At 40.9% G+C, this 23,973-nt stretch carries 11 protein-coding genes and 2 pseudogenes; all 13 read left to right on the forward strand.

The window, feature by feature from the left end:
- The first annotated feature begins 81 nt into the window (after window positions 1-81).
- Window positions 82-1,077: an ABC transporter permease gene (locus tag ASG89_RS02860; protein ID WP_235549570.1), complete on the forward strand. Its 996-nt coding sequence runs from the start codon at window positions 82-84 to the stop codon at window positions 1,075-1,077.
- 16 nt (window positions 1,078-1,093) lie between these two features.
- The gene (locus ASG89_RS02865) at window positions 1,094-1,990 is read left to right on the forward strand and encodes a carbohydrate ABC transporter permease (protein ID WP_057308788.1); all 897 of its coding nucleotides are present in this window, start codon (window positions 1,094-1,096) and stop codon (window positions 1,988-1,990) included.
- A gap of 102 nt (window positions 1,991-2,092) precedes the next feature.
- On the forward strand, window positions 2,093-3,712 hold the full coding sequence (locus ASG89_RS02870; RefSeq protein WP_057308789.1) for an extracellular solute-binding protein: 1,620 nt from the start codon (window positions 2,093-2,095) through the stop codon (window positions 3,710-3,712).
- A 77-nt stretch (window positions 3,713-3,789) separates the two neighbouring features.
- Window positions 3,790-9,405 carry a cadherin-like beta sandwich domain-containing protein gene (locus ASG89_RS02875; protein ID WP_057308790.1) on the forward strand — a complete coding sequence of 1,872 codons (5,616 nt, stop codon included), beginning with the start codon at window positions 3,790-3,792 and terminating at the stop codon, window positions 9,403-9,405.
- 146 nt (window positions 9,406-9,551) lie between these two features.
- Entirely contained in the window at window positions 9,552-11,879 is a 2,328-nt protein-coding gene (locus ASG89_RS02880) for a helix-turn-helix domain-containing protein (RefSeq protein ID WP_057308791.1), read from the forward strand.
- A 25-nt stretch (window positions 11,880-11,904) separates the two neighbouring features.
- Window positions 11,905-12,942 carry a glycoside hydrolase family 105 protein gene (locus ASG89_RS02885; RefSeq protein WP_057308792.1) on the forward strand — a complete coding sequence of 346 codons (1,038 nt, stop codon included), beginning with the start codon at window positions 11,905-11,907 and terminating at the stop codon, window positions 12,940-12,942.
- 480 nt (window positions 12,943-13,422) lie between these two features.
- Entirely contained in the window at window positions 13,423-14,940 is a 1,518-nt protein-coding gene (locus ASG89_RS02890; RefSeq protein ID WP_057308793.1) for a family 43 glycosylhydrolase, read from the forward strand.
- Between the two features lie 291 nt (window positions 14,941-15,231).
- On the forward strand, window positions 15,232-17,445 hold the full coding sequence (locus ASG89_RS02895; protein WP_057308794.1) for an AraC family transcriptional regulator: 2,214 nt from the start codon (window positions 15,232-15,234) through the stop codon (window positions 17,443-17,445).
- A 374-nt stretch (window positions 17,446-17,819) separates the two neighbouring features.
- Window positions 17,820-17,972, forward strand: a pseudogene (locus ASG89_RS38545) (sugar ABC transporter permease); the annotation flags it as partial.
- Between the two features lie 96 nt (window positions 17,973-18,068).
- Window positions 18,069-18,826, forward strand: a pseudogene (locus ASG89_RS02900) (ABC transporter permease); the annotation flags it as partial.
- Window positions 18,827-19,056: 230 nt separating this feature from the next.
- On the forward strand, window positions 19,057-19,893 hold the full coding sequence (locus tag ASG89_RS02905) for a carbohydrate ABC transporter permease (RefSeq protein WP_057308809.1): 837 nt from the start codon (window positions 19,057-19,059) through the stop codon (window positions 19,891-19,893).
- Window positions 19,894-19,985: 92 nt separating this feature from the next.
- Window positions 19,986-21,608: an extracellular solute-binding protein gene (locus ASG89_RS02910; protein ID WP_057308795.1), complete on the forward strand. Its 1,623-nt coding sequence runs from the start codon at window positions 19,986-19,988 to the stop codon at window positions 21,606-21,608.
- An 88-nt stretch (window positions 21,609-21,696) separates the two neighbouring features.
- Complete coding sequence (locus tag ASG89_RS02915) at window positions 21,697-23,796, forward strand: glycosyl hydrolase 115 family protein (protein ID WP_057308796.1); 2,100 nt, start codon at window positions 21,697-21,699, stop codon at window positions 23,794-23,796.
- The last annotated feature ends 177 nt before the right edge of the window (window positions 23,797-23,973 follow it).

Consider the following 23,973-nt stretch of genomic DNA (forward strand, 5'->3'; position numbering starts at 1 on the left):
GGTATTTAACTTCTGGGTATCGTTAAAAACTAGGTATTTATTAAAGATTGTGATCCCTGTTATCTTAGGAATGCACCAACGATGAAGCTAGCATACGGAAAGGAAGGCATGGCGAATATGAAAACAGTGTCAGTGGGTCAAGTGCAAGTAGAGAAACATGGATTAATCGTGAAACAGAGCAGATTTAAAAAAATGCTAATTAGAAATGCACCCTTGCTTCTCATGTTTGCACCGGTAATTGTTTACTTTGTAATATTCAAATACATCCCTATGGTGGGCACGATTATTGCATTTAAAGATTACAATTACAAAGACGGAATCTTTGGAAGTCCTTGGGTAGGATTCGATAACTTCAAAGCGTTGTTTCAAATGCCAGATACCGTAAGAGTTATCATGAATTCCTTTCGAATTAGCATATTAAAACTGATTGTTGAGTTTCCTCTCCCAATCTTGCTCGCCATCTTGCTAAATGAAGTGAGAAAAAGTTGGTACAAAAAAACTGTGCAAACACTTGTATATCTGCCTCACTTTTTATCGTGGGTCATTGTAGGCGGAGTAGTCGTTGTACTTTTTTCACAGGAAACGGGAATCATTAATAAAATTATTGCGTATTTCGGGTTGCCCAAAACGGCATTTTTGTATCAAACCGGATCTTGGTTTGCAATCTTTTTGGGAGCAGGCGTTTGGAAAGAAGCAGGATATCAGGCAATCGTATACTTGGCTGCGCTAAGTGCTATTGATCCATCGCTGTATGAGGCTGCCAGTATTGATGGAGCAGGGAAGTGGAGAAAGATTTGGAACATCACCTTACCTTCGTTAACACCGACAATCATGATCATGTTTATCCTTACTATTGGAAGAATCCTTGAGGTAGGATTTGATCAGGTTTATATTTTGCAAAATCCGGTGGTCACGGATGTTTCACAAATTATCAGCACATACATCTACAAATTTGGTCTTCAAGGCGGTCAAATCAATTTAACTTCTGCAATGGGATTATTTGAATCTTTCATTTCTCTTGTATTGATCGTTTTGGCTAATGGGATAGCTAGAAAATTCGGAAACGGATTATGGTAGAGAGGACGTAGTCATCATGAAAATTACAAGAGGCGAAAAAATATTTAACATCACAAACAATACCATATTGTTAGTAGCATCGTTGAGCTGCTTACTCCCGCTAATTCATACATTGGCTATGTCTCTTAGCAGTCCATCTGCTATTGATTCTGGATTTGTAGGATTGTGGCCAGTTGAGTTTAGTCTAAATGCTTATAAAACGCTATTTACGCATACAACAGTGCTAACTAATTTTAAAAATAGTACGGTGATTACTGTTGTTGGTGTACTTCTAAGCATGGTATTTACAATTTTGTGCGCGTATCCATTATCGAGAGGATACTTCGTAGGTAGACGTTTCTTCTCCCTGGCTATCCTTTTTACGATCGTTTTTAATGGAGGGGTAATTCCGACTTATTTGGTAGTTAAAAACCTTCATTTAATAGATACGTATTGGGCAATATGGCTTCCTGGTATTCAAGGAGGATTGATGGGAGTAATCAATGTTTTTAACATGCTGGTGCTAAAGACATTTATTGAGAATATCCCTTCTGAGATTGAAGAGTCGGCCAAAATGGATGGTTGTAGTGAATGGCGCTATCTTCTCTCTCATGTTCTTCCTTTATCGATGCCGATCATCGCGGTTTTGTCCTTATTTTATGCAGTTAGTTATTGGAATAACTTTATGAACGTTTTGATTTACATGAATAGTCCTGATAAGCAAAATTTAGCCGTGATGCTTCAACAGATGATTTCTAGCCAACGTCTTGAAACAGCATTACAAGCGACAAGTCCTGAAGAACTCATGTTAATTACACCTGAATCGTTAAAGTCTGCCACAATTATGGTTATGGTATTGCCGATGGTTGTAGTTTATCCGTTTGTGCAAAAGCACTTTACCAAAGGCATTATGCTTGGGGCAATTAAAGGCTAATGGAATGAAGAAGATTGAAAGGGGTGATATTCTCAGGATTCTTTGAAATTTTTATAAGTAGTAGTAAAATTAAAAAATTAATATTTAGGGGAGCTTATGTATATGAAAAAATGGATTGCAGTATCTTTTGTAGCTTTATCCGCCGTGCTTACCATTACTGCGTGTTCAAAAGAAAAAGAAGTGCCTTCTGCTTCGCAAGGAACTGAAAGCGCTAAGCCAGAAGCGAAGAAAAATATTTCCGTCAGTATCTATGACCGTGGAAATATACCCCAAGGAGAGGGCAGCGTAGATAAAAATAGATGGACGGAATGGTTAAATAGTAAAGCGCCGGCTAATGTCTCTTTTATTCCAATTCCTCGTAACGAATCCGTTAGTAAATTAAATGTTCTGTTTGCATCCGGCAGCGCGCCTGATCTTATCTTTGATTTTGACAGCAATTACCGCAATCAGTTATTCACGCAGAAACAGTTGATGCCGTTAGATGAACTTATCGATAAATACAGTGTCGAATATAAAAAGCGTCTACAAGAAAATCCGCTTTTGAAAACGGCTACAACTTTCGATGATGGGAAAATTTATGCATTCGGAAGACTACAGAACACAACTCCTGGTGGAGCTCTAGTAATTCGTACAGATTGGTTAAAGAAATTGGGTCTGCAAGCGCCGAAAACACCTGAGGAAATGCTTAATGTAGCGAAAGCATTTGCTTCACAAGATCCGGATGGTAACGGAAAACAGGATACGTACGGTTTCGCACTAAGCAGTTGGAATGGAGCGGTTATAGATCATATGTTCGGAAGTGCGATGACCTTCCAGGACAAAATTCCATTCCAAATTCAAAGCGATATATGGACACACGACTGGGAACGCGCTAAATCAGCAACCGAATTTAAAAAGAAAATGTTTGAATCGGGAGTAGTTGATAAGGACTTCTTGACGGATAAAGATGGAAATAAAGCAAAACAAGATTTCTTAAGCGGCAAGCTGGGCATGGCTTATCTCCTTGTAGATCCTAAAGCGTTTGAGACTTTTTGGAAAAACAACCCGCAAGCAGAGTTAGATATTATCTCATATCCGACAACTGCGTACGGGCAATACGGTCCATTATGGAATAACCCTGTTCAAGCAGTTGGGGTTATAAATGAATCGGCAAAAAATCCCGAAGCAATTATGAAATATGTGGATTTTACATTAAAGCAAGAAACAAGTAATACGATGGTATACGGAACGGAGGGCCAGCATTACAAAGTAGAGAATGGATGCCCTAAACCAACCTTAACGGAAGAAAATAAGAATCAAGTTGGATCTTATACGAAAGATTACGTCATGCTGTATAACCAAAACTTCGAAGATCCTAAATGTAAACCTGCAGTTATCACTGATGCCAATTTACAGAAAAAATATGAAGATTGGCTAGCTGCTGATTACAAAACGTATAAAACGGTTAATCCTGCACTGCCAGTCATCCATCCAGAAAATATGCCGGCACTTCCGAAAGATTTGGCCACTTCGAGTTCTTCCGCATTAAGTGCTATTTGGGATATTTGGCAAAAATCGATCGTTAGCGGTGCTTCGTACACGGTTGATGCGGCATTTGAGGAAAGTAAAGCATACTGGGATAAATCCAATGGTCAGAAGATTGATAGTTGGTATAAGGATTATTACGCAAAAAATAAAAGTCGCATTTTGAATGTAGATCAATTGAATACTTTCCGTAAGTAAACGAAATCGAGATATCCTCACGAATAAGTTCGTGGGGATATCTAAATTTAGAAAAATAGGAAAGGTGGGCTCAATTTATGTTAAAAATAAGCAAAACAATTATATTATTATTTTCATTTATTTTTCTTATTGTATTATGGACGAAGGATGGGCAAATCCAAGCAGCACCAATTACAACACTCGCTCATGACGACTTTCAAGGATTTACACCGAATACAATTATTCCGACGAGCATCTCAGACTACTGGAGGTCGACTGGATCTACAAGCACTTTAAACGCAATTGCTCGTGAAAGTGTGACAAATAATACTTATGCGTCTATCAGTAACACTCATGCATCGACAGGTGCATATTTTGGCAAACCTTTTGCCACAGCCCAAAGTACGCTATTCGTTTCAGAATTTGATCTTAATATTCCTTCTTCTTCCTCTACGGGTCGTTTATTTTATTACGATTCATCGAGTTTAAGCTCTGGCAATATTACGTTTCGCATGGATCTTGGGGGAGGAGCGATGAAAGTCTATAACGGTGGTGCAGCAACTACCGTAGTGACTGGTTACTCACCTTCGACTTGGTATCACTTCAAGCTTGTCTTCGATCCAGAGAATAAAAGATTTAATTTTACCATTACGGATGGCTCAACAACGCTCTATACATCCTCTTCTTATTTTAGTTTCTATAGTTCTGCGGCAACAAAAGTGGGATCGCTTTCATTTATGCCTGGATATAACGGAATGGCGATGAACGTTGATAATGTAAATGTGTATGTGCCTAACTACCAGTTGGATGTATCGGGCCCTTTAGCACTCAATGTGCAATCTATCCAAACCGCACAATTCACTGCAGCAGCAACTGATATCTTGGGCAGGTCTGTTGCCAATCCAAATTTAGTTTGGAGCGTATATGATGCGAGTAATCAAAATCCATTGGATTCAAGTTTAGGCATAACTATTTCAAATAATGGGCTATTGACTGTTCAAGGCAGCAGTTTGCCAATAGCGGTGAATGTTAGAGCTGCGAATGCGGCTGATCCAACGGTATTTGCAAGTAGATTGGTTAAAATTGACAGCGCTTACTTGTCAGGCTTATCTGCGACAAATATGACATTTAATGAATCCTTCGAATTGAAAAAATTTCAATACAGTTCTGTTGTAGGCACTTCCGTAGCGTCTGCGCAAATTACACCTACTTCATCTTCATCTGCCAATACAGATATAACAATAAATGGAGAAGCTGCTGCAAGTGGAGTTCTTTCATCTCCCATAAGCCTTGTGCCGGGAAATAATGAAGTAACGGTTAAAGTAGCCTCAAAGACATTTCCGGAGATTTACAGCACCTACACGTTATTAGTAAGCCAAACAGATACATTAAGTGGTGATGCTAATTTATCAGAATTGACACTAAGTAGTGGTACACTAGCATTTAGTAGTGGAACGACAAGCTATACGACAAGCGTCGATAACACAGTTACAAGTGCTAATGTTACGCTAAAAACATCGAATATATTTGCGAAGGTAACGGTTAATAGTGTGGAGATGAGCGACCAAACCTCGGCACCAATTCCACTTCAAGTTGGCGATAATATCATTCTAATTCATGTTACAGCCCAGAATGGTACAACGAAAGACTACACAATTACTGTGAACCGAGCAGAGTCAAATAATGCAAATTTATCTAACTTGACTCTAAGCGGTGGTGTGCTGAATCCTAACTTTTTAAGTAGTACAACAACGTATACAGTTAATGCAGCAAATGGTGCTGTCAGTTTAATGGTTACACCTACAACAGAGAATGAAAATGCTACGATTACGGTTCAAGGGATTACTGTGAATAGAGGTCAGGCATCGGCACCAATTCCATTGCAACTTGGAAGTAATTTAATCCAAGTAACTGTCACAGCACAAGATGGAACAACAACGAAAACCTATACGCTTGATGTGAATAAAAGAGAACCTGTGACATCCTACCTGTTTGATTTTGGCCCTAGCCCTGTAGAAACAGGGTATACAGGAGTTAGTTGCAACGCTACTTCTTTGTATAATGCGGATATGGGCTACGGATGGGCTAGTGTAAGTGGGCTAGATGGACGAGATCGCGGCGCACCGACCGATTCACTAAGACGGGATTTTTGCGTAGGAAATGCGTACTCCTTTAAAGTGGATCTTCCTAACGGATTTTATAAAGTAAGAGCCATTGCGGGAGATGCGACTTCTGGACTTTCCGGAATGAAGATATTGACAGAGGGCCAGACTGTGAACCTTTCTGCAGCATTGGGAACATTTAGCACTAAAACTTTCTTCGTAGAACTGCTTGATGGACAAATGAATTTGGATATAAGTGGTTCGAGTGCAAGAATCAATGCACTTGAAATTAGTGCAGCTGCTCCTGAAGATATTTGGGGATCTACAGCGCTTTCTTTATCGGATAACGGGGACGGAACCGTCACTTTGCAGAATTCCAAAGTTTCGTTGGATATTATTAAAACATCAGCCAATATTACAAGTATCAGGTATAACGGCAGTAAACCAACAGTTAACTTGGGAACTGGCAGTTATCTTGCGAATTACAAGATAAATGGGGTCAGTGGGCAAAAGGCAATGAATGGTGCGACGTTCTCCATTGTGTCACAAAGCGATGAAAGAATCGAGTTATCATTTATGGTTCACGATCCCAATCAGCTCCCCTTTCAACTTGATATTCGATTGGTTTTAGAAGCTGACTCGCCTGGCTTGTATTACTATTCAATCTATAAATATACGTCAGATATGCCTGCAGGATTAAACATGGATCAGTTGCGATATTCGTTCAGTCCTCCAGACTCTGTATTTAGAAACTACGTCGTTGATGATCTGCGTAAAGGCACTTATCCCGCACCTTCAGACTTATCAAATGGGACAGTGCTGCAGGATGCTACTTATTTGCTCGCGGATGGTACGGTGTATACCAAATATCAGCAAATCAGTTCTCTTGAAGGTGACAATCATGTTTTTGGGGTATATGGGGACAAGATAGGTATGTCATTAATCCAAGCCAATAAGGACTATTTTGTTGGCGGCCCAACGAAGCAGGAGTTGACTACGCATACATCCACTGATGGTCCGAAACTGCTATTCCATGAATTCACTGGCCATTATGGCAACACCTCTCTAAATCCACCTGTAGGGTGGGAGAAAGTGTATGGTCCTTTTTATTTATATTTGAATGAAGGTGACAGTACTGATGCCATGTGGAATGATGCTAAGGCTCGCGCTGAACAAGAAAAGTCCAAATGGCCTTATTCTTGGGTGACTGACCCTTTATATGCGGCGAGCTCAAGGGGGAACGCAACCGGTAAGTTAACGGTTACCGATGGCTCTTCTGCGAATAATGCATGGGTAATTCTTGCTGCGGGTGATAAGGATTGGCAACTTCAAAATGAAAAATATGAGTATTATGTGCATGCTGCAAGCGACGGTAGTTTCAACATTCCCGCGGTTCGTCCTGGTGAGTATACTTTATATGCTGTTGTGGACGGTGTATTCGATGAATTCAGAAAAGAACATGTTGTTATTCATTCAAATGCGACGACAGATCTAGGGCCTTTGTCATGGGTTCCAAAAACGAATGGTAAACTACTTTGGCAAATTGGAACACCTGACCGTTCAGCTGCTGAGTTTTATGTAACTCCCAATGCATCTCCCTCTTCCATTCCAAATTTAGATAAGTATCGTCAATTCGGTACTTGGTTGGAGTATCCATTGGAATTCCCTAATGGTGTTGATTTCAAGGTAGGTTTAGATGATCCAAGTAAAAAATGGAATTTCTTTCAGCCGGCTTCTAAGACACCAGGTGATCCCGCGTTGCTAAAAGTTCCAAAAGATTCTTCCCCAGCGATTTGGAAAATTCGGTTTGATTCTGACGGTTATCAACCAGGTTCTGGTACAGGAACAATGACCTTCGGCCTCGCAGGCAATGTCTACGGTTCTCTGTTAGTGAAATTGAACGGTGTAGAGATCGGTCGATGGGAAGCACCTGGTAATTTAACAAGTGCGTTTGGAGATGGGCCTGACAATGATGCCTCCTTATACCGGCAAGGAGCCGCTAGGGGGATCTACCATCAAGTTGAGGCGGTATTTGATGCTGGGTTAATTCATCAGGGAGAAAATGTCGTTGAATTATCACTTCCGTCCCCTGAAGGAACGGACTCATGGACGAATGTGAATACAAGTATTATGTATGATGCCATCCGTTTGGAAGTAGATGTCGCAGGAGAAAAACCTCAATTAGAGGCACTTGAGTTGGACAGTACGTCGTATAGTTTGAGCCTTGGTGAGACACATCAAACCGTAGCCACAGCTGTATACGAAGATAACACAAGAAAAGATGTCACTTCACAGGTTAGCTTTAGTTCCAATAATACGAATGTAGCAACAGTTAGCGCACAGGGATTAGTAACTGCTGTTGGTACTGGGACGGCAATCGTAACATCGAGTATGGAGAGGGTATCGGTTGATATTACAATAACGGTAATTGGGTCACAGAATACTTCCCCTTCAAGCTCATCATCCGGATTAAATGATAGTAACACGAGTGGTTCAGAATCCAAAAAGGTTACTAGTGAAGAACTACTCAAAAGCACTGCGGACAATAAAATATCGATTTCACTGGGTGAAAATGAAAAGGAACTTCTTTTCCCGATTCAAGCGACTGAGCTTCTGGGTTCAAAATCAATTGAAATAAAACAAGAAGGTGTGACTGTGGCATTGCCTTCGGAAATTCTGAAGTCGCTGAAACAGTTGCTTCCGATGAACGGAGATGGAAATACTCAACTTGTACTAAAAGTGGATAAGATTGGCGTAGAGGATTCGAAGACATTAATAGGTCAAGTTGAACGTAGTTCCAATGCGAATATTAAGGTTGTCAGTGGTATTTATGAATTTAGTCTAGCTGCTATTGATAAAGATGGTATTGATATGAAGCTTCAGCACTTTGAGAAACCAGTCACATTAACCTTTAAAGTTGCTGCCGATACCAATGTAAAATTGGTAGGTGTTTATTACATTGATGAAAATGGCGGACTGGAATATGTTGGGGGAACGTGGGTGAATGGTGAACTGAGAGCGGATGTGTACCATTTCAGTAAGTATATGGTTTTGGAATATGACAAAGCTTTTTTAGATGTTCCGGCTTCCCATTGGGCAGTAGAGACAGTGAAGGAAATGGCAGCCAAGCATGTTATAGAAGGTATTTCAGATACGCAATTTGCGCCTGAGCAACAAGTAACTCGTGCACAGTTTGTCTCCATGTTGGTACGCTCTTTAGGAGTTAAGGAGAATAACAAAGTAGCTCCCTTTCAGGATATTGATGCGAGTGCGTGGTATACCAGCTCAATAGGAGTTGCCTACAAACTCGGTTTAATAAGTGGGCGTACTAACAATACGTTTGACCCGAACGCTTGGATTACGCGCGAGGAGATTGCATCAATAATTGTTCATGCCTATGAATGGAAACATGGTAAGAAGCTAGATAGAAGCGGCAGTCCGTCTATAAATTTTAGGGATGCTAAAAAGATCAGTGCATGGGCTGACGAAAGCGTGAATGCTGCTATCGCATTAAAATTATTACAAGGTCGTGGTGCAAAGGAATTCGCTCCACAGGGGATTACAAGCCGTGCAGAGAGTGCGAAGGTTATTTTAAATTTAATGAATAATTAATTGGTAGTATAGAGAAAACCAACAAACCACAATGATTAGATGGTGGATTGTTGGTTTTTGGCTTGTTTTTTTATTCTGGGTATCAATTAAAACTGGGTATTTATCATTCTCACTACTTTTTGTTATCTTACATATAGAGGCGTACAGTGTTGAAATTTGTAGGCCACAATCAATTAGCATTTAGAATTGCGCTTGAGAAATTGAGAGCGATAGCCTATTCTGATGATAACGCTTTAATTAGAGGGATGATGTTTATGTACAAGAAGTGGTATAAAAAGTTGCTATTATCGTATTTGCCTATCGTGCTTGCGCTCTCGATGTTTATAGTTACAATTTTTTCTATTATGGCTTTTCAATTCATAAGGCAGGAAGCTCAAAAGGCAAACCAACTATTCAATGAGCATTTGTCTCAGATGATGGACAATAGTTTGTCTATTTTGGACGAAAGTCTGATCCATGGCATTTATAGTTCTGAAGTCGAGCAATATATGAATCCAAGTATTAACGCGAATCCTTACATCGTTTCATCCAATGTATCGACATTGTTGAGAAATTTGGTAGGAGTGAATACCTTACTACATTCTGTTTACATTTACAAAGCGGATGATAACACTGTTATTTCTTCTTCACACAAAAGTACATTAGATAACTTTATGGATAAGGATTTTGTATTGGAAGAACTTGCAAAAGAAAGTTTGAATAGTTGGTCAAAAATTAGAACGTACCAAGCCATTGATGGTGATAGTAGCGTACAGGTCGTATCAATCGTTCGAAAAATTACAGGCTTCAACGGTGAAAAAGGCATACTCGTTGCAAATGTTTCTACGCAAGCGATCAAACGTTTTTTGAGTAAATATGCGGAAAGTAGAAGTGGCTACTTTCGCATTCTGGACAGTCAAGGTCAAACTATCATGAATTCAGATGAGACTGAAAACGCTACTGATGCCAAAGCGCTTGCTGTTATACACTCTACACAATCCAATTGGACGTATGTCAGCGGCAATAAGAAAGGGAGTTGGTGGGATTATTTTAACATTGTATCGTATATCTGGTTATTTGTATTAGGTATTGGTATTTTGCTAGCCTTCGGTTTTACTTTCTATTTAACGAAGCGTAATTATAAGCCTATAGATTCGATTATGTCGCAGATTGACACTTATATGCTGCAAAAACAATCTAAACTTGAAGATGCAAAAAAAGATGAATTTGGCTTTATTCGAGATGCGTTGGATTCTTTGATCGAAGAAACAACCAATTACAAAAAAGCACATCAAGAAGGAGTCACTAAACAATTAAAGATAGATGTTAAAGAATGGTTAGAAGGAAATAAGGAATTACATGAAAATACGTATAAGTGGCTGCTCAAAAATTTCCCTGAAGCTTCAAATTCCTTTGTATATATTTTTGTGGAGATAGACAATTATGCTGAAATAACTGTTGAATATAAAGCAAGAGATACTAATTTATTTAAGTATGTCATTGAGGCTGCTTTCGCAGAAACAGCCGAACTAAATTGTTTGCAAACGTTCTCTAGCTGGTACGACGCTAATCGATTTGGCGCAATTGTTCAGCTACGGGATTTAGAAACAGGCGCTATTCAAGAGTTTGGGAAGCAATATTTGGAATGGGTAAAGAAGAACTTACCTTTTACATTGACTCTAGGAATAAGCAGTGAATACGAATCTCTGAGTGATCTGCCCGAAGGGTACAATGAAGCCTTAGCTGCTTTAAAGTATAAGTTGGTTCTCGGCGATAACCGTATGATTTTTCAGGAGCAAGTGGTCGCAAAGGAAAGGCATGAATCCTTTCGTCATATAGAACTCATTATAGCCATTTCTCGTTCTATTCGGACTGGTGATAATGCACAGTGGAAAGAGTATTTAGGTGATCTAATTAAAGGACTGGCAAATGACTATTCATCGAACGATGATATTATCGGAGTGCTTCGGTATCTGCATTATTATCTTCACAGGGAAGCTGGTCTAATGCCGGAAGACCAGTCGCTTTATTGCAAAGAACATATGCTTCCTCAAATCGACCAAATGATCTCTCAAACAGAAACCCTCTCGTCACTTCATGCTAAGTTAATTCAATTACTTGAGATGACTTCTGTCGCATTAGCAGGATTACGAGAAGATAAGCAGTATCACGGATTAATCAAGGATGTCGAAAGTTTCATTCAAAGTAATTATGCGAACCCCGATTTTTCACTGACGTTGCTAAGCGAAACTTTCCAGCTCAAAAGCAGCAATATCAGCAAATTATTTAAAGAGGTAACAGGTCAAAATTTTGTTGAGTATCTGCTCAAGGTACGAATCGAGCAGGCCAAACAACTGCTCATCCTTGAGCAAGATGTATCTATTCAAGACATCGGGATTAGAGTTGGATATTTACATGCGAAAACGTTTATCCGCTTATTCAAGAAAGAAACTGGCGTGACTCCGGGTGAATATCGGCGTCATAAAAATCAATAGCTTCTAAAGATAGGAGACTTATCATATGCGAAAATTTGAATGCAACGAAATCGAAGTCAAAGAACTCATAGACCGCATAGTCCGTAGAACAATGAATATGGATTTCACATGGAACTGGTCCTGCGGGGTGGCATATTACGGCATTGGAAAAGCGTGGGAAGTCACAGGGAATCAGGAATATATTGATTTTCTGGTGAGATGGGTGGATGAATATTTAGAGCTCGGAATACCACCCCTAATGGTAAATAGCTGTGCCATGGGGCATACATTGCTGACTCTCCATGAAGCTACAGGTGACGCCAAGTACATGGATCTGGCATTATTGAAGGCGGAGTATCTGCGAAAAGATGCAATTAGATTCGGGGATGGCGTTTTCCAACATACAGTTTCATCTAAGAATGATTTTCCAGAGCAAGCGTGGGCAGATACCTTGTTTATGGCCGCCTATTTCCTGTTGCGGCTTGGTTTTAAACTCGATAATAAGGAATATATTGATGATGCGCTCAAACAATTTTACTGGCATGAAGAATACTTACAAGACACGAAAACGAATTTGTTCTATCACGCATGGGACAATGTCAGACAAGATCATTTGTCCGCTATTTACTGGGGCAGGGCCAACGCATGGGCCGCTTATACAATGTCGCAAGCTCATAAAATGCTAAATCCTTTTATGCCAATGTGGATGCAGCTTGGGGGAGCTCTCGGAGATCAGTTAAGTGCCCTTGTAAGGTTGCAATCGTCGAATGGACTGTGGCGGACGGTATTAAATGACGAAACTTCTTATGAGGAAACCTCAGCTTCAGCCGGCATTGCCGCAGCGCTGGTATCTTATGCTCATCCGATGCATCAGAACTATATGGCTAAAGCTTATGAGGGGATCTTGGCGAATATTGACGAAGATGGTTCTGTCCGGAATGTATCCGCTGGTACGGCGGTCATGTATACGGCAGATGATTATAAAGTAATTTCTAAGAAGAGAGTACAAGGATGGGGCCAAGGATTGACATTGGCATTTCTGGCTGCTTTGCTTCAGAATAAGGAAGTTGGAAATGAAATTTAAGCAGAATAGGATTTAAAAATTATTCAAGATGTTGCACGCACAAAAAAACAAAAAGCATTTTTAGTAAGGGGAACAATGGCAATTAGCCGCTTGTTCCCTTTTTCGACTTCAATCAGGCCATATCATATAAGAGACTCTTCCCAAAAGGTTGACTCTTTTCCCGCAAAAAGTTTGATTGTTTGTAACATGAAATCGTTCTAATATTTGTCAATCGACAACTGAGTATGCAACTTTAAGAAGGAAATGGAAGAACTTCTCCTCAAGTAATGCGAGAGAGAAGTTCTTTTTCGAAAATATACATCAATTTATTAAAAACGGAAAACGGTTAAGTTACAGAAATGAGTTTATTGTGATGTATAGAGGTTTGCTCCTATAGTAGGTATGCAAGCGCTTTATTAATGCGAAATATCGAGGAAGGAGTGTAGTGGCAAGCAAATTATTGAATTTTTTTACCAATTTTAATTTGAAAGGATGATCAATATGAAACAAGTATTTAAACGTTTTGTCGGCTTCCAATGCTTCCTGCTTCTTCTTCTTATCGCATGCTCATTTGGTGTCACCACAGCTAGCGCTTCAAGTCAAAAACTTACGAATGATGTTTTTTGGAAGGATACATCAAACAATCCGATCTATTCGCAAGGAGGGGGCATTTTAAAAGTTGGCAACACGTATTACTGGTACGGTGTGAAATATAACGGTGCCGTGACGTATTATAATAATCCAACAGCGCTAAATAGCGATACTAGCTTTAATGCCATTACCTGCTACTCATCCACCGATTTGGTTCACTGGACTTTCGAAGGCAATGTTGTAACTGCAGCAACAGATGGCTCGACATGGGATGCAGATTGGATAGGTCGAGTAGGTGTTGTATATAACAGCATTACACAGAAGTACGTATTAGTTACACAATACCAAGGGCCAAATGGCAAAGGAACTGCTTTTGCTACTAGTAGTACACCTACAGGGACGTTTACTTATGATCGTTTACAGCCAATCATTACAAACGTAGTGAATGAGAGAACCGGAGATCAAGCTACATTCGTTGATGATGATGGCAAAGCTTACTTGGTTTATAGTAATAGAGCGGGGCGCGCTAATATTTATATTTCTCCTTTACGTACCTCTGATTACTTAAATGTGGAACCGGCAACACAGATCTTAAATGTTCCAGCTGGTCGAGAAGGTAACGCTATGTTCAAGTATAACGGTGTTTATTATGTCTGCGGCTCTGAATTGCATGGATGGAATGCTTCGAAGACCAACTGTATTTCCTCTACGAACATTTATGGCCCATACTCCAGTGAGTTCGTCATGGGTAGTACGGATAAAGACTTCTCACATGTGACGCAAACAGGATTGTTCGTTAGTGTCCAAGGTACATCTGGTACTACCATTATATATGGCGGTGATCGATGGAGTGATTTCGCAGGCAACGGAATTGGTTACAATCAATGGATGCCTATTTCATTTAATGGAACTACGCCAACCCTGAATTCCCTAAGCGAGTTCAATATAGATGCTGCTGCGGGTACTTGGAGTACAAGTGGAGGCAACAATTATATTCTTAATCCTAGCTATGAAGCGGACCGTGTTGCCCAAAATGCATTAGCTGGATGGACGACATGGACAAATGTTACCACTAATCCAAATGCCAATTTATCGGGGGGACATACAGGTAATTGGGCTGCTAAGCAGACTGGAACCGCGGCGTACAGTGCAACACGGTACCAGGACATTTCGAATTTACCAAATGGTACCTATACATTAAAGGCTTGGGTTAAAAGCAGTGGTGGACAGTCGAGCGCTTACATTTATGTGAGCAACTATGGAGGTACAGAGCTAAGGTATAACATCAACTCAGCGATTAGCAGTTGGACTCAAATTACGATTCCTAACATTGTCGTAACTAATGGTTCAGCGCGAGTTGCTTTGTATTCGGTTGCGAATGCAGGTAACTGGGCGTATGTGGACGACTGGTCACTCGTTAAGAACTAAGTTTTTCTAAGGTAAATAAACGTCTGATACAGCTATTTAATTAGCCATGTATCAGGCGTTTTTCGTTGTAGTAGGGTGAAAATTGTCGTTAAATCGCGCCATATCAAAGTGTTTCGGAAAATAGTTTAGGAACTGAAATGAGTTTATTGCTTGGATTTGATATTGCTCGTATAGTGTTATTAGTCTTTAGCATTTATCCTAGGTAAAGTCTGTAAAAAAGTGGAATCGGACTCCTCTCAGATCTTTATGCTATATTATAATGACCATAACGGAATGGACAGGAGTTTACATATGAAAAATAATACTTATATCAAACGCATGATGTTTTCATATCTGCCCATATTATTCCTTACAATTAGTGTGCTTATATTTATATTCATTACAATTCTTAATGAATTAAATGTTCGTAACGCGATTCAAGCTAATAAAGTGACGACTGAGTATATTGGTAATATGATGGATAATACATTGAAAACGATTGATACAGATGCCAGGAAATTAATTGAGACGAATATGGACCTACAAGCTTTCCTGGACAGCCCTTCGGATCGTTTGTTGAACTATGCGGCATCTAATCTACTAAGCGATATGATGGTTCAGCACAATCTCATTGATTCGGTTTATTTTTATCGTGTTAAAGATAAGCAAGTGCTGGATCAAAGTAAAATACGTCCTTTGGACGTATTTCCTGATCGCAGCGTTATTACAGAATTGTTAGAACAGCCATATCCATTGAATTGGTCTTCTCCGAGAGTTAAAAAGGGGAGCAATGAGGAGGATTTGGCTATAAAGGTCATAACTTTGGGTAGAAAAATTCCGATAAATACAGGCAGTCTCGGATATATAGTTATAAATGTAAAAGTCGACGCGCTATCCAAATTCATCGACGAGATGATTGACCGTAATTTGACCAATGCGCAGATTTTTGATGAACAGCACGTACCCTTTCTACTAGACGTTGCTTTTGCATCAAGTGATAAAGGGGTTCATGCTGAAGTTGTTTCAGATTATACGGGGTGGACTTATCAAACGGAGATCAAAGGTGGCAAGTTCTATAGCATTTTACTAAATGGCGGGGTATTTTGGATATTTGCGATACTATGCGCCATCTTACTTGCCATTGCCTCAACCTTCTATGTAACTCGTCGAAACTATAAACCGATTGAAGCGATTTTACATCGCATAGATCGATTTTCAACGACAATTAAGCCTGCTGATTTTAAAAATGATAAAAATGAATTTGCCTTTATTGATCAAGCCATTGAGCGGTTAATTACGAATAACATGGCTTTTCAGGAAAAACAGCAGGAAGATTCAACGATACGCAGGCAGCAATTTTTGCAAAGCTTACTAAACGGAGAATATGAAACAGAAAAGGAAATATGGGTACAGGAGCGTGAACATTATGCGCTTAAAGAGGGTACCCATTTCGTTGTAGCGATTCTAGAAATGGATCATTACGTACGATTTTGTTTAAAATATAATCAGAAGGATCAGTCTTTATTTAAGTTTGTCGTTAGTAGTGTTGTGGTAGAATTCGCCGAGCAGCATAAACAGCAAATTATGATCGAGTGGATTGCCAAAAATCGGCTTGTCATTCTCTATATGTCAGAGGAAGAACAAGACATTGAACATAATTTACTGAAATTAACAGAGCAAATCCGTTCATGGATCGCAGATCAGTTGGATTTTACAGTTACATTTGGTATAGGTACAGCTACAAATGCGGCCCTGGTGAGCCGTTCATTACAAGAAGCCACTCATGCCGTTAACCGTAAGGTTACACTCGGTATCAATCAAATTATTGATACTGTTGAAGTGCAAGAGGGATCATCAGGTGAATGGTTTTCCTATTTGCAATGGATTCAATCCGTTGTGCGTCAAGTTCGGCAAGCGGAATCTGGTTGGCAGGAGCATTTGGTGAATTTATTTCAGGAAATGCGAAGCCAACAGCTGCCCAAGGAAGATATTGATCGACTTCTGCATTATTTGATCTTTCAATTAGAGCGAGAATTAGAAGGTATCATGCCAGAGATAGGTAAGTACTGGAGTTCAAGTTTAAAACCTGAATTACTGCTTGCCATGGAACAGTCGGATACAATCGATCAGATTGAGACTAGTTATCGTCATGGGATTGAACAGATGGTCGGGCAATTGCTGGAACTTTCACAGAATCGAAGGCATCATGTGCTTATGAAAGAAATACGAAGTTTCGTCGCAGAGAACTTCACGGATCCGAATCTTTCTTTGACATTTTTGAGCGACCGCTTTCAAGTTAATTCCAAATATCTGAGCCAGTTGTTTAAAGAAGAAATTGGTGAGAATTTCAGTGATTTTTTAATCTCACTTCGGATGGAATACGCCAAACAGTTATTGACTGAGACGAAAGAGAATGTTCAAGATATTTCGGAGAAAACGGGCTATACCAGTTCCATCTCGTTTAGCCGGGTGTTTAAAAAATGGGTTGGTATGTCGCCAGGTCAGTATAGAGATTCGCAGCAATAAAACAGTGTAAAGTCCCTCCAAATTAGGTGGGATTTTTTTGTGACTTTAAGTGGATTAATCCTTTTTAGAAGCCTACGAACTAAATTCAGTTGATAAACCGGATTCCAGTAACGGGCTATGATTAGACGGGCAGCTTGCGTAAAACTTGTCGAATCAATGGTTTCGGAAATCTGTTTAATGATCAGAAATTAGTTTGTTGTGCCATTCGAGTTACTCCCCGTATAGTGTGGTTAATCACCTGAACCAGTAGGCTTAGGAACGGGCCAGATGAGATAAGCTGCCTATGCAGAAGAAAAGAAGGGATGCACATGGACCAAATGACTACACAGAGTAAGCTGCCATCGTTGCCGGAGGCCGTGAGGCATCGAAAGGCAATGTGGTTTCGGAAGGATTTTCAGTTATATCTATTACTTGTCCTTCCCATTATTTATTTCATTGTTTTCAAATATGTACCCATGTATGGCGCGGCGATAGCGTTCCAGGATTACAGTATTTTTCAAGGCGTAACCGGAAGCAAATGGATCGGGTTCGATAACTTCCGCGAGCTGTTCGCCATGAGCCAATTTTATACGGTTGTGAGGAATACACTCGTGCTGAATTTCTTGGATTTGGTATTTTCTTTNAGGGTTCGATAACTTCCGCGAGCTGTTCGCCATGAGCCAATTTTATACGGTTGTGAGGAATACACTCGTGCTGAATTTCTTGGATTTGGTATTTTCTTTTCCAGCACCGATTATTCTCGCACTTTTGCTTCATGAGCTTAGGGTCATGTGGTATAAAAAATTGGCGCAGACAATTTTGTATCTGCCGCATTTTATCTCTTGGATCATTATTGGTGGTCTCGTCTATCAAATGTTTGCGACCAAAGGCGGACTCGTTAACAATATGCTTAACTTAGTGGGGATACCTGCAATCCCATTTTTAACGGAAAAAATGAATTGGGTACTTGTTTATCTTGGAACGGGCATTTGGCAAAGTGCTGGTTGGGGAACGATTATCTATTTGGCTGCATTAACCGGCATTAATAAGGAACTCTACGAAGCAGCAGATGTGGATGGGGCAGGTAGACTGAAGAAAATGTGGACTGAAGAAAATGTGGCATATTACCGTGCCAGGTATCCGACCCACCATTGTGGTGATGCTGATTATGCAGCTCGGGCATATTATGACGATTGGCTTCGAGCGTCCGTTCGTGATGAGCAATCCGCTGGTCATGGATTATGCGGAAGTGATCTCCACATTCGTATATAAGGCAGGTCTTCAATCGGCACAATTCTCGCTGGCGACAGCAATGGGCTTGTTCCAAGCTTTGGTCGGACTCATCTTTGTCGTGTTGGGGAATACGATCGCCAAGCGCTTCGGGGAACAAGGATTATGGTAGGGGGAAAGGGTATGACAACCAACGTACAACGAAAAACACAAGGCATTCGTATCACAGACGCCCTGATCATGCTATTTGTCGGACTCGTCTTGCTGATCTGTCTTCTGCCATTCTTGCACATCATCTCGATTTCGTTAAGCTCTAAGCATGCGGTACTCTCAGGCGAAGTTACGATATTTCCACGGGGACTGGACTTTCACGCATATGAAATTGTCTTCCAGGATACGAGAATGCTGAAGTCGATGGGGCTGACAATCCTACTCACAGCGACGTATACGGCAGCCAGTATCATCTCGATTTCGTTAAGCTCTAAGCATGCGGTACTCTCAGGCGAAGTTACGATATTTCCACGGGGACTGGACTTTCACGCATATGAAATTGTCTTCCAAGATACGAGAATGCTGAAGTCGATGGGGCTGACAATCCTACTCACAGCGACGTATACGGCAGCCAGTATGCTCATGAGCATTTGCGCGGCGTACCCCTTAACGAAGGAACGTTTGAAGGGAAGATCTGTGTTTATGCTTCTCATCATCTTTACGATGTTCTTTAGCGGCGGATTAATTCCCGAATATCTACTCGTGAAGCAGTTAGGTATGCTAGACAGTCTCACATCTTTAATCATTCCAGGCATGATTAGTGCTTTTAATTTGATTATCTTGCGGTCATTTTTCTCATCAGTACCAGCTAGCTTAGAGGAATCAGCGTATCTGGACGGCAGCTCCCATATCGGCACCTTAATCCGAGTTGTTTTGCCGCTTTCATTGCCAGCAATAGCGACCCTCAGTCTGTTCTATGCCGTTTCTAGATGGAATGGGTTTATGGATGCACTATTCTACATTACACATGCAGACCTATATCCGATACAGCTGAAGCTGTATCAGGTCGTTATGAACAGTATGGTAACGGATTTAACCGCAATGGAAGGTGCGTCGCAAATTGAAGTTATGCCAGAAGGAATTAAAGCGGCAAGTATCATGTTCGCAACGACGCCGATCTTGATTGTATATCCATGGGTTCAGCGGTATTTCGTCTCAGGCATTATGATTGGGGCGGTAAAGGGTTAATTGATGCAATATTGCATACGGTTGGTATCTCGGATTCATCGAGGTATAACATATGGGTAAATTACAAAAAGATGTGAAGGGGAGCTTTGAAAATGAACGCAAAGCAACGTAAGTGGTTTGGGGCTTCAACGACAGTTATCGTATTAGCAGGTTTGCTCTCAGCTTGTTCGAGTTCAACGAAGGAAGCTTCTCCTAGTACAACTACAGGAGCTGCTGCAACAACGGCGGTAAGTAAAGATCCCGTTACACTGAAAGTGGAGGTGTTCGACCGGGGGAATGCGCCAGCAGGTGCGGGTCCGGTCGACAACAACTTCTGGACACAGTGGATTCAGAAGAATTTCGGTGATCCGAACAATATTAAGTTGCAGTTCATTCCGGTTCCCCGCAACCAAGAGGTGGATAAGCTTAACATCCTCATGGCATCCGGCGATGCTCCAGATCTTGTGTTTACGTATGACACAACGACGATTAACAACTTTGTGAAAAGCGGCGGTTTGACAGATCTTAGTTCGTTGATCGATGCCAATGGACCCAATCTGAAGAAGTTTCTTGGCCAGGATGTTCTCTCCTACGGAATCTTCAGCGGCAAGCAATATGCGATCCCTGCAAAGAGACCTCTGCAATATACCCAGTCCTCCTATATTCGAAAGGACTGGTTGGATAAGCTAGGTATGCCGGTTCCGAAGACGACAGATGAATTCTACAAGACAATGAAAGCATTTAAGGAGAAAGATCCTGGCCAAACAGGCGGCAAAGTGATTCCTTACGACTTCAGTACAATGGATGGTACGGCGATAACAACACCAGTCGTATTAATCTCTACATTCATAAAAAAATTGTCAGAAGAAGATAACTATGCCTTGTCGACGTCAAACTTTATCCAAGAAATAACGAAACCGGGCTATAAAGAAGGCGTTCAGTTCTTGAATAAAATGAATCAAGAAGGCTTGATTAATCCGGACTTCGCGCTGGACAAGGACGGGAAATCGTTAGAAAAAGATGTTGCCAACGGCCTTGTAGGCGCCTTCACCGCGAATGCTGCTCATCCAAACTTAATAGGAAATGGCAACGTATTCGATACACTTAAAAAGAACATTCCAGGTGCCGAGTATGTCGCCATGGATCCATTTACGAACGAAGAGGGCAAATCAGTAAAAGCTATTTCTGATCCGATTGGTGCGTTTCTTATGATTCCTAAGGCGAGCAAGCATGCGGCGGAAGTGGTCAAATATTTAGATTGGATGTCGAAGCCAGACGTTCTGTTCACACTGCAGAATGGTATCGAAGGCCAGCACTATACGTTAGAGAATGGCTTCCCGAAAGCTATTACAACGGATGAATCGAAGAAAACATTCTATAATAACACCGATATTGCGATGGTGATTAACGGTAAAGATTTCGGATCCCAAGAAAAAAATATTGAAGCGATTTCTCTTGGGTTCCCGAACTATAAAGATCTAGCGAAACAAACGATCATAAACGGGCTTAAAGATGGGTATACAATCCCTCGTTTCGATCGTCCAATCGATTCCGAGATTAAATACGGAAAAGCGCTCAAGGATAAGGCAATTGAAACCGTCGTGAAAAGCATCATGGCGAAGCAGGATGATTTTGGAAAAACATATGATGCAGGTGTTCAAGAATATCTGAAAATTGGTGGTCAGACTGTAATCGATGAACGCAGAGCTGCTTACAAGGATATGAAAAAGAAATAAATGGTTTGACTAACCCCCATGCTATTTATGGGGGTTCTATATGTTAAAGAAAATTAAGAGCAGTGAATGAAAGGATGTCGACAAAAGTATGGAAAATCAGGTAATTGAACAATTAGTTTTAAAGGGGCAGGTACATATACAAATCCCTGAAATACAGTTTTCGTCGGTTGAACATGCCTTGAAGATGCTGGTTAGAGACTTCGAAACAGTGTTGGGAGCCAAACCAGAGCTAGTAACCGGAGCAGATGAAGAAGCGGAACTATGCATTCGAATTGCCCTAGAAAAAGACGACATTCCGAAACGTTCTGAGGCTTTTGGATTTCGTTTCCACTTGAACGGAAAGTTTCCCCGGATGGAGATCATAGGGCATGATGAATTGGGACTCGTTTATGGAATCCTAGCATTTAGTAAGAAATATTTAGGTATACAGCCATTCTGGTTTTGGACAGACCAGTCCATTGCGAAGCTCTCCGAAATCAAAATTCCATGTCATCATTATGACGCCCCAGCGCCTAAGGTTCGTTATCGCGGCTGGTTTGTTAATGACGAAGTGTGTTTAATCGGCTGGAAAGAGCCGTATCCACCATCAAGGGAAGTTTGGGAACCTGTTTTCGAAGCGCTGCTGCGCAGCGGTGGAAATATGGTTATTCCAGGTACAGACTTGCCAAGAGATGGTATCCACTACAAGCTTGCCGCAGAAATGGGGCTATGGGTGACGCATCATCATGCTGAGCCGTTAGGTGCAGAAATGTTCTTACGCGCTTTTCCAGGCAGAAATGCTAGCTATCAAGAAGCTCCCGAGTTGTTTGAAAGTTTGTGGGCGGAAGCGATTGAAGAGCAAAAAGATATGAAGGTTTTATGGGTACTTTCCTTCCGAGGTCAAGGAGACGCACCTTTTTGGCATAACGATCCTTCTTTCGATACGTCGGAAAAGCGCGGTTCAATGATAAGTAAGGTCATCCGAAAACAGTACGACATGATTGGAAGTGCCGTCCATAATCCAGTTTATTGCGTAGCGCTATATGGGGAGATCGCTGAATTGTATAAAGGCGGCTATGTGGAGCTGCCTGAAGATGTGATCAAAATATGGGCTGATAACGGTTATGGGAAAATGGTTTCCCGAAGACATAATAATCAGAATCTTCGCGTAGGTTCACTTCCTACAGCCAATGATAGAGGTAAAGATGGTTTATATTACCACGTGACGTTCCATGATTTACAAGCTTCCAACCATTTGACGATGTTCCCTGGTTCGTCTAATTTTCTAAAACAGGAGATCGAGACTGCATTTGCTGCTGGAGCTGATGATTATTTGCTAATCAATTGTGGAAATATCAGACCCCATGTCTATTTCCTAGACATTCTTCGTGAGCTATGGAGTGAGGGCTCAATTGACGTAAGTAAGCATGTTATAGATTTCGTAAGTGGCTATTATGCTAGTCACCATGAAGAGTTGAAGGAACTGTATCTCAGCTACACGGAAGCAGCTATTCAGTATGGGCCGCATGCTGATGACTTAGCTGGAGATGAATATTACCATCATCCTGCCAGACAAATTATCGGACATTGGTTGCAAGGAAAGAGTATGCAGCCAGATGCAAGATTGTTCTGGGCTGTGGGAGATGTTCCATTCAATCAGCAAGTGAAGAATTTCGAGGATTTATTAGAACAAGGAATGAATAAATGGGAAGCTTGGCTTCAAAGATGTGATGAAGTCCTGGCGAAATTAGTGCCTGACGACTTAAGAAGGGCAACAGATCAGCTGCGTTTCCATGGAGCTCTACATTTGTCCGGATGTGAAGGATTTTACTGGCTGTGTCGTTCATACAGGGAATATCATGAACAACATTACCCACAGGCCTTCGTATACGCATCCGAGTCGATGTGGTCTTACAAAAAAGGGCTAGACATATTAAAAGATGCCGAGCATGGGAAGTGGGATCGTTTCTACCAAGCAGACTGGCTCACGAATATTAAAAGTACAATATATAATGTAGATACAGTAAGGCGGTTTCTGCGCATACACGGTGACAGTCCTGATTTTTTCTTGTGGTACAAGGAATTTTTAATGCCAGAGACGGAAAAACATATTTATTTGGAAAATACGCACCGGAATCCATTGTCCGATGATGAGCTGGCGCATCTTTTAAAGCCATATTTTTCATCGCAACTGGGATTATCAGATTGAGAAAAACATTTTTGTAAAGTTAGGCCACAAATCAGCCGAAATTTAGAACAACAACGAACCGCTCTGTGAAGAGCGGTTTTCATGTGCGCCTCACAGTCGCACAATCTAGGTGGTTCAAATCCACACGGTAACTTTACCCTTTGAAGTGCCGTAGCCGAAGTAGAGGTCCGACCCTCC

The organism is Paenibacillus sp. Soil766, from assembly GCF_001428105.1.
Lineage (GTDB): Bacteria > Bacillota > Bacilli > Paenibacillales > NBRC-103111 > Paenibacillus_E.

What these genes read in the sequence shown, in the direction of transcription:
- ASG89_RS02875 (WP_057308790.1), top strand. Translation starts at nt 3,790, where the DNA reads ATGTTAAAAATAAGCAAAACAATTATATTATTATTTTCATTTATTTTT.
- ASG89_RS02860 (WP_235549570.1), top strand. Translation starts at nt 82, where the DNA reads ATGAAGCTAGCATACGGAAAGGAAGGCATGGCGAATATGAAAACAGTG.
- ASG89_RS02865 (WP_057308788.1), top strand. Translation starts at nt 1,094, where the DNA reads ATGAAAATTACAAGAGGCGAAAAAATATTTAACATCACAAACAATACC.
- ASG89_RS02905 (WP_057308809.1), top strand. Translation starts at nt 19,057, where the DNA reads ATGCTGAAGTCGATGGGGCTGACAATCCTACTCACAGCGACGTATACG.
- ASG89_RS02870 (WP_057308789.1), top strand. Translation starts at nt 2,093, where the DNA reads ATGAAAAAATGGATTGCAGTATCTTTTGTAGCTTTATCCGCCGTGCTT.
- ASG89_RS02890 (WP_057308793.1), top strand. Translation starts at nt 13,423, where the DNA reads ATGAAACAAGTATTTAAACGTTTTGTCGGCTTCCAATGCTTCCTGCTT.
- ASG89_RS02885 (WP_057308792.1), top strand. Translation starts at nt 11,905, where the DNA reads ATGCGAAAATTTGAATGCAACGAAATCGAAGTCAAAGAACTCATAGAC.
- ASG89_RS02910 (WP_057308795.1), top strand. Translation starts at nt 19,986, where the DNA reads ATGAACGCAAAGCAACGTAAGTGGTTTGGGGCTTCAACGACAGTTATC.
- ASG89_RS02915 (WP_057308796.1), top strand. Translation starts at nt 21,697, where the DNA reads ATGGAAAATCAGGTAATTGAACAATTAGTTTTAAAGGGGCAGGTACAT.
- ASG89_RS02895 (WP_057308794.1), top strand. Translation starts at nt 15,232, where the DNA reads ATGAAAAATAATACTTATATCAAACGCATGATGTTTTCATATCTGCCC.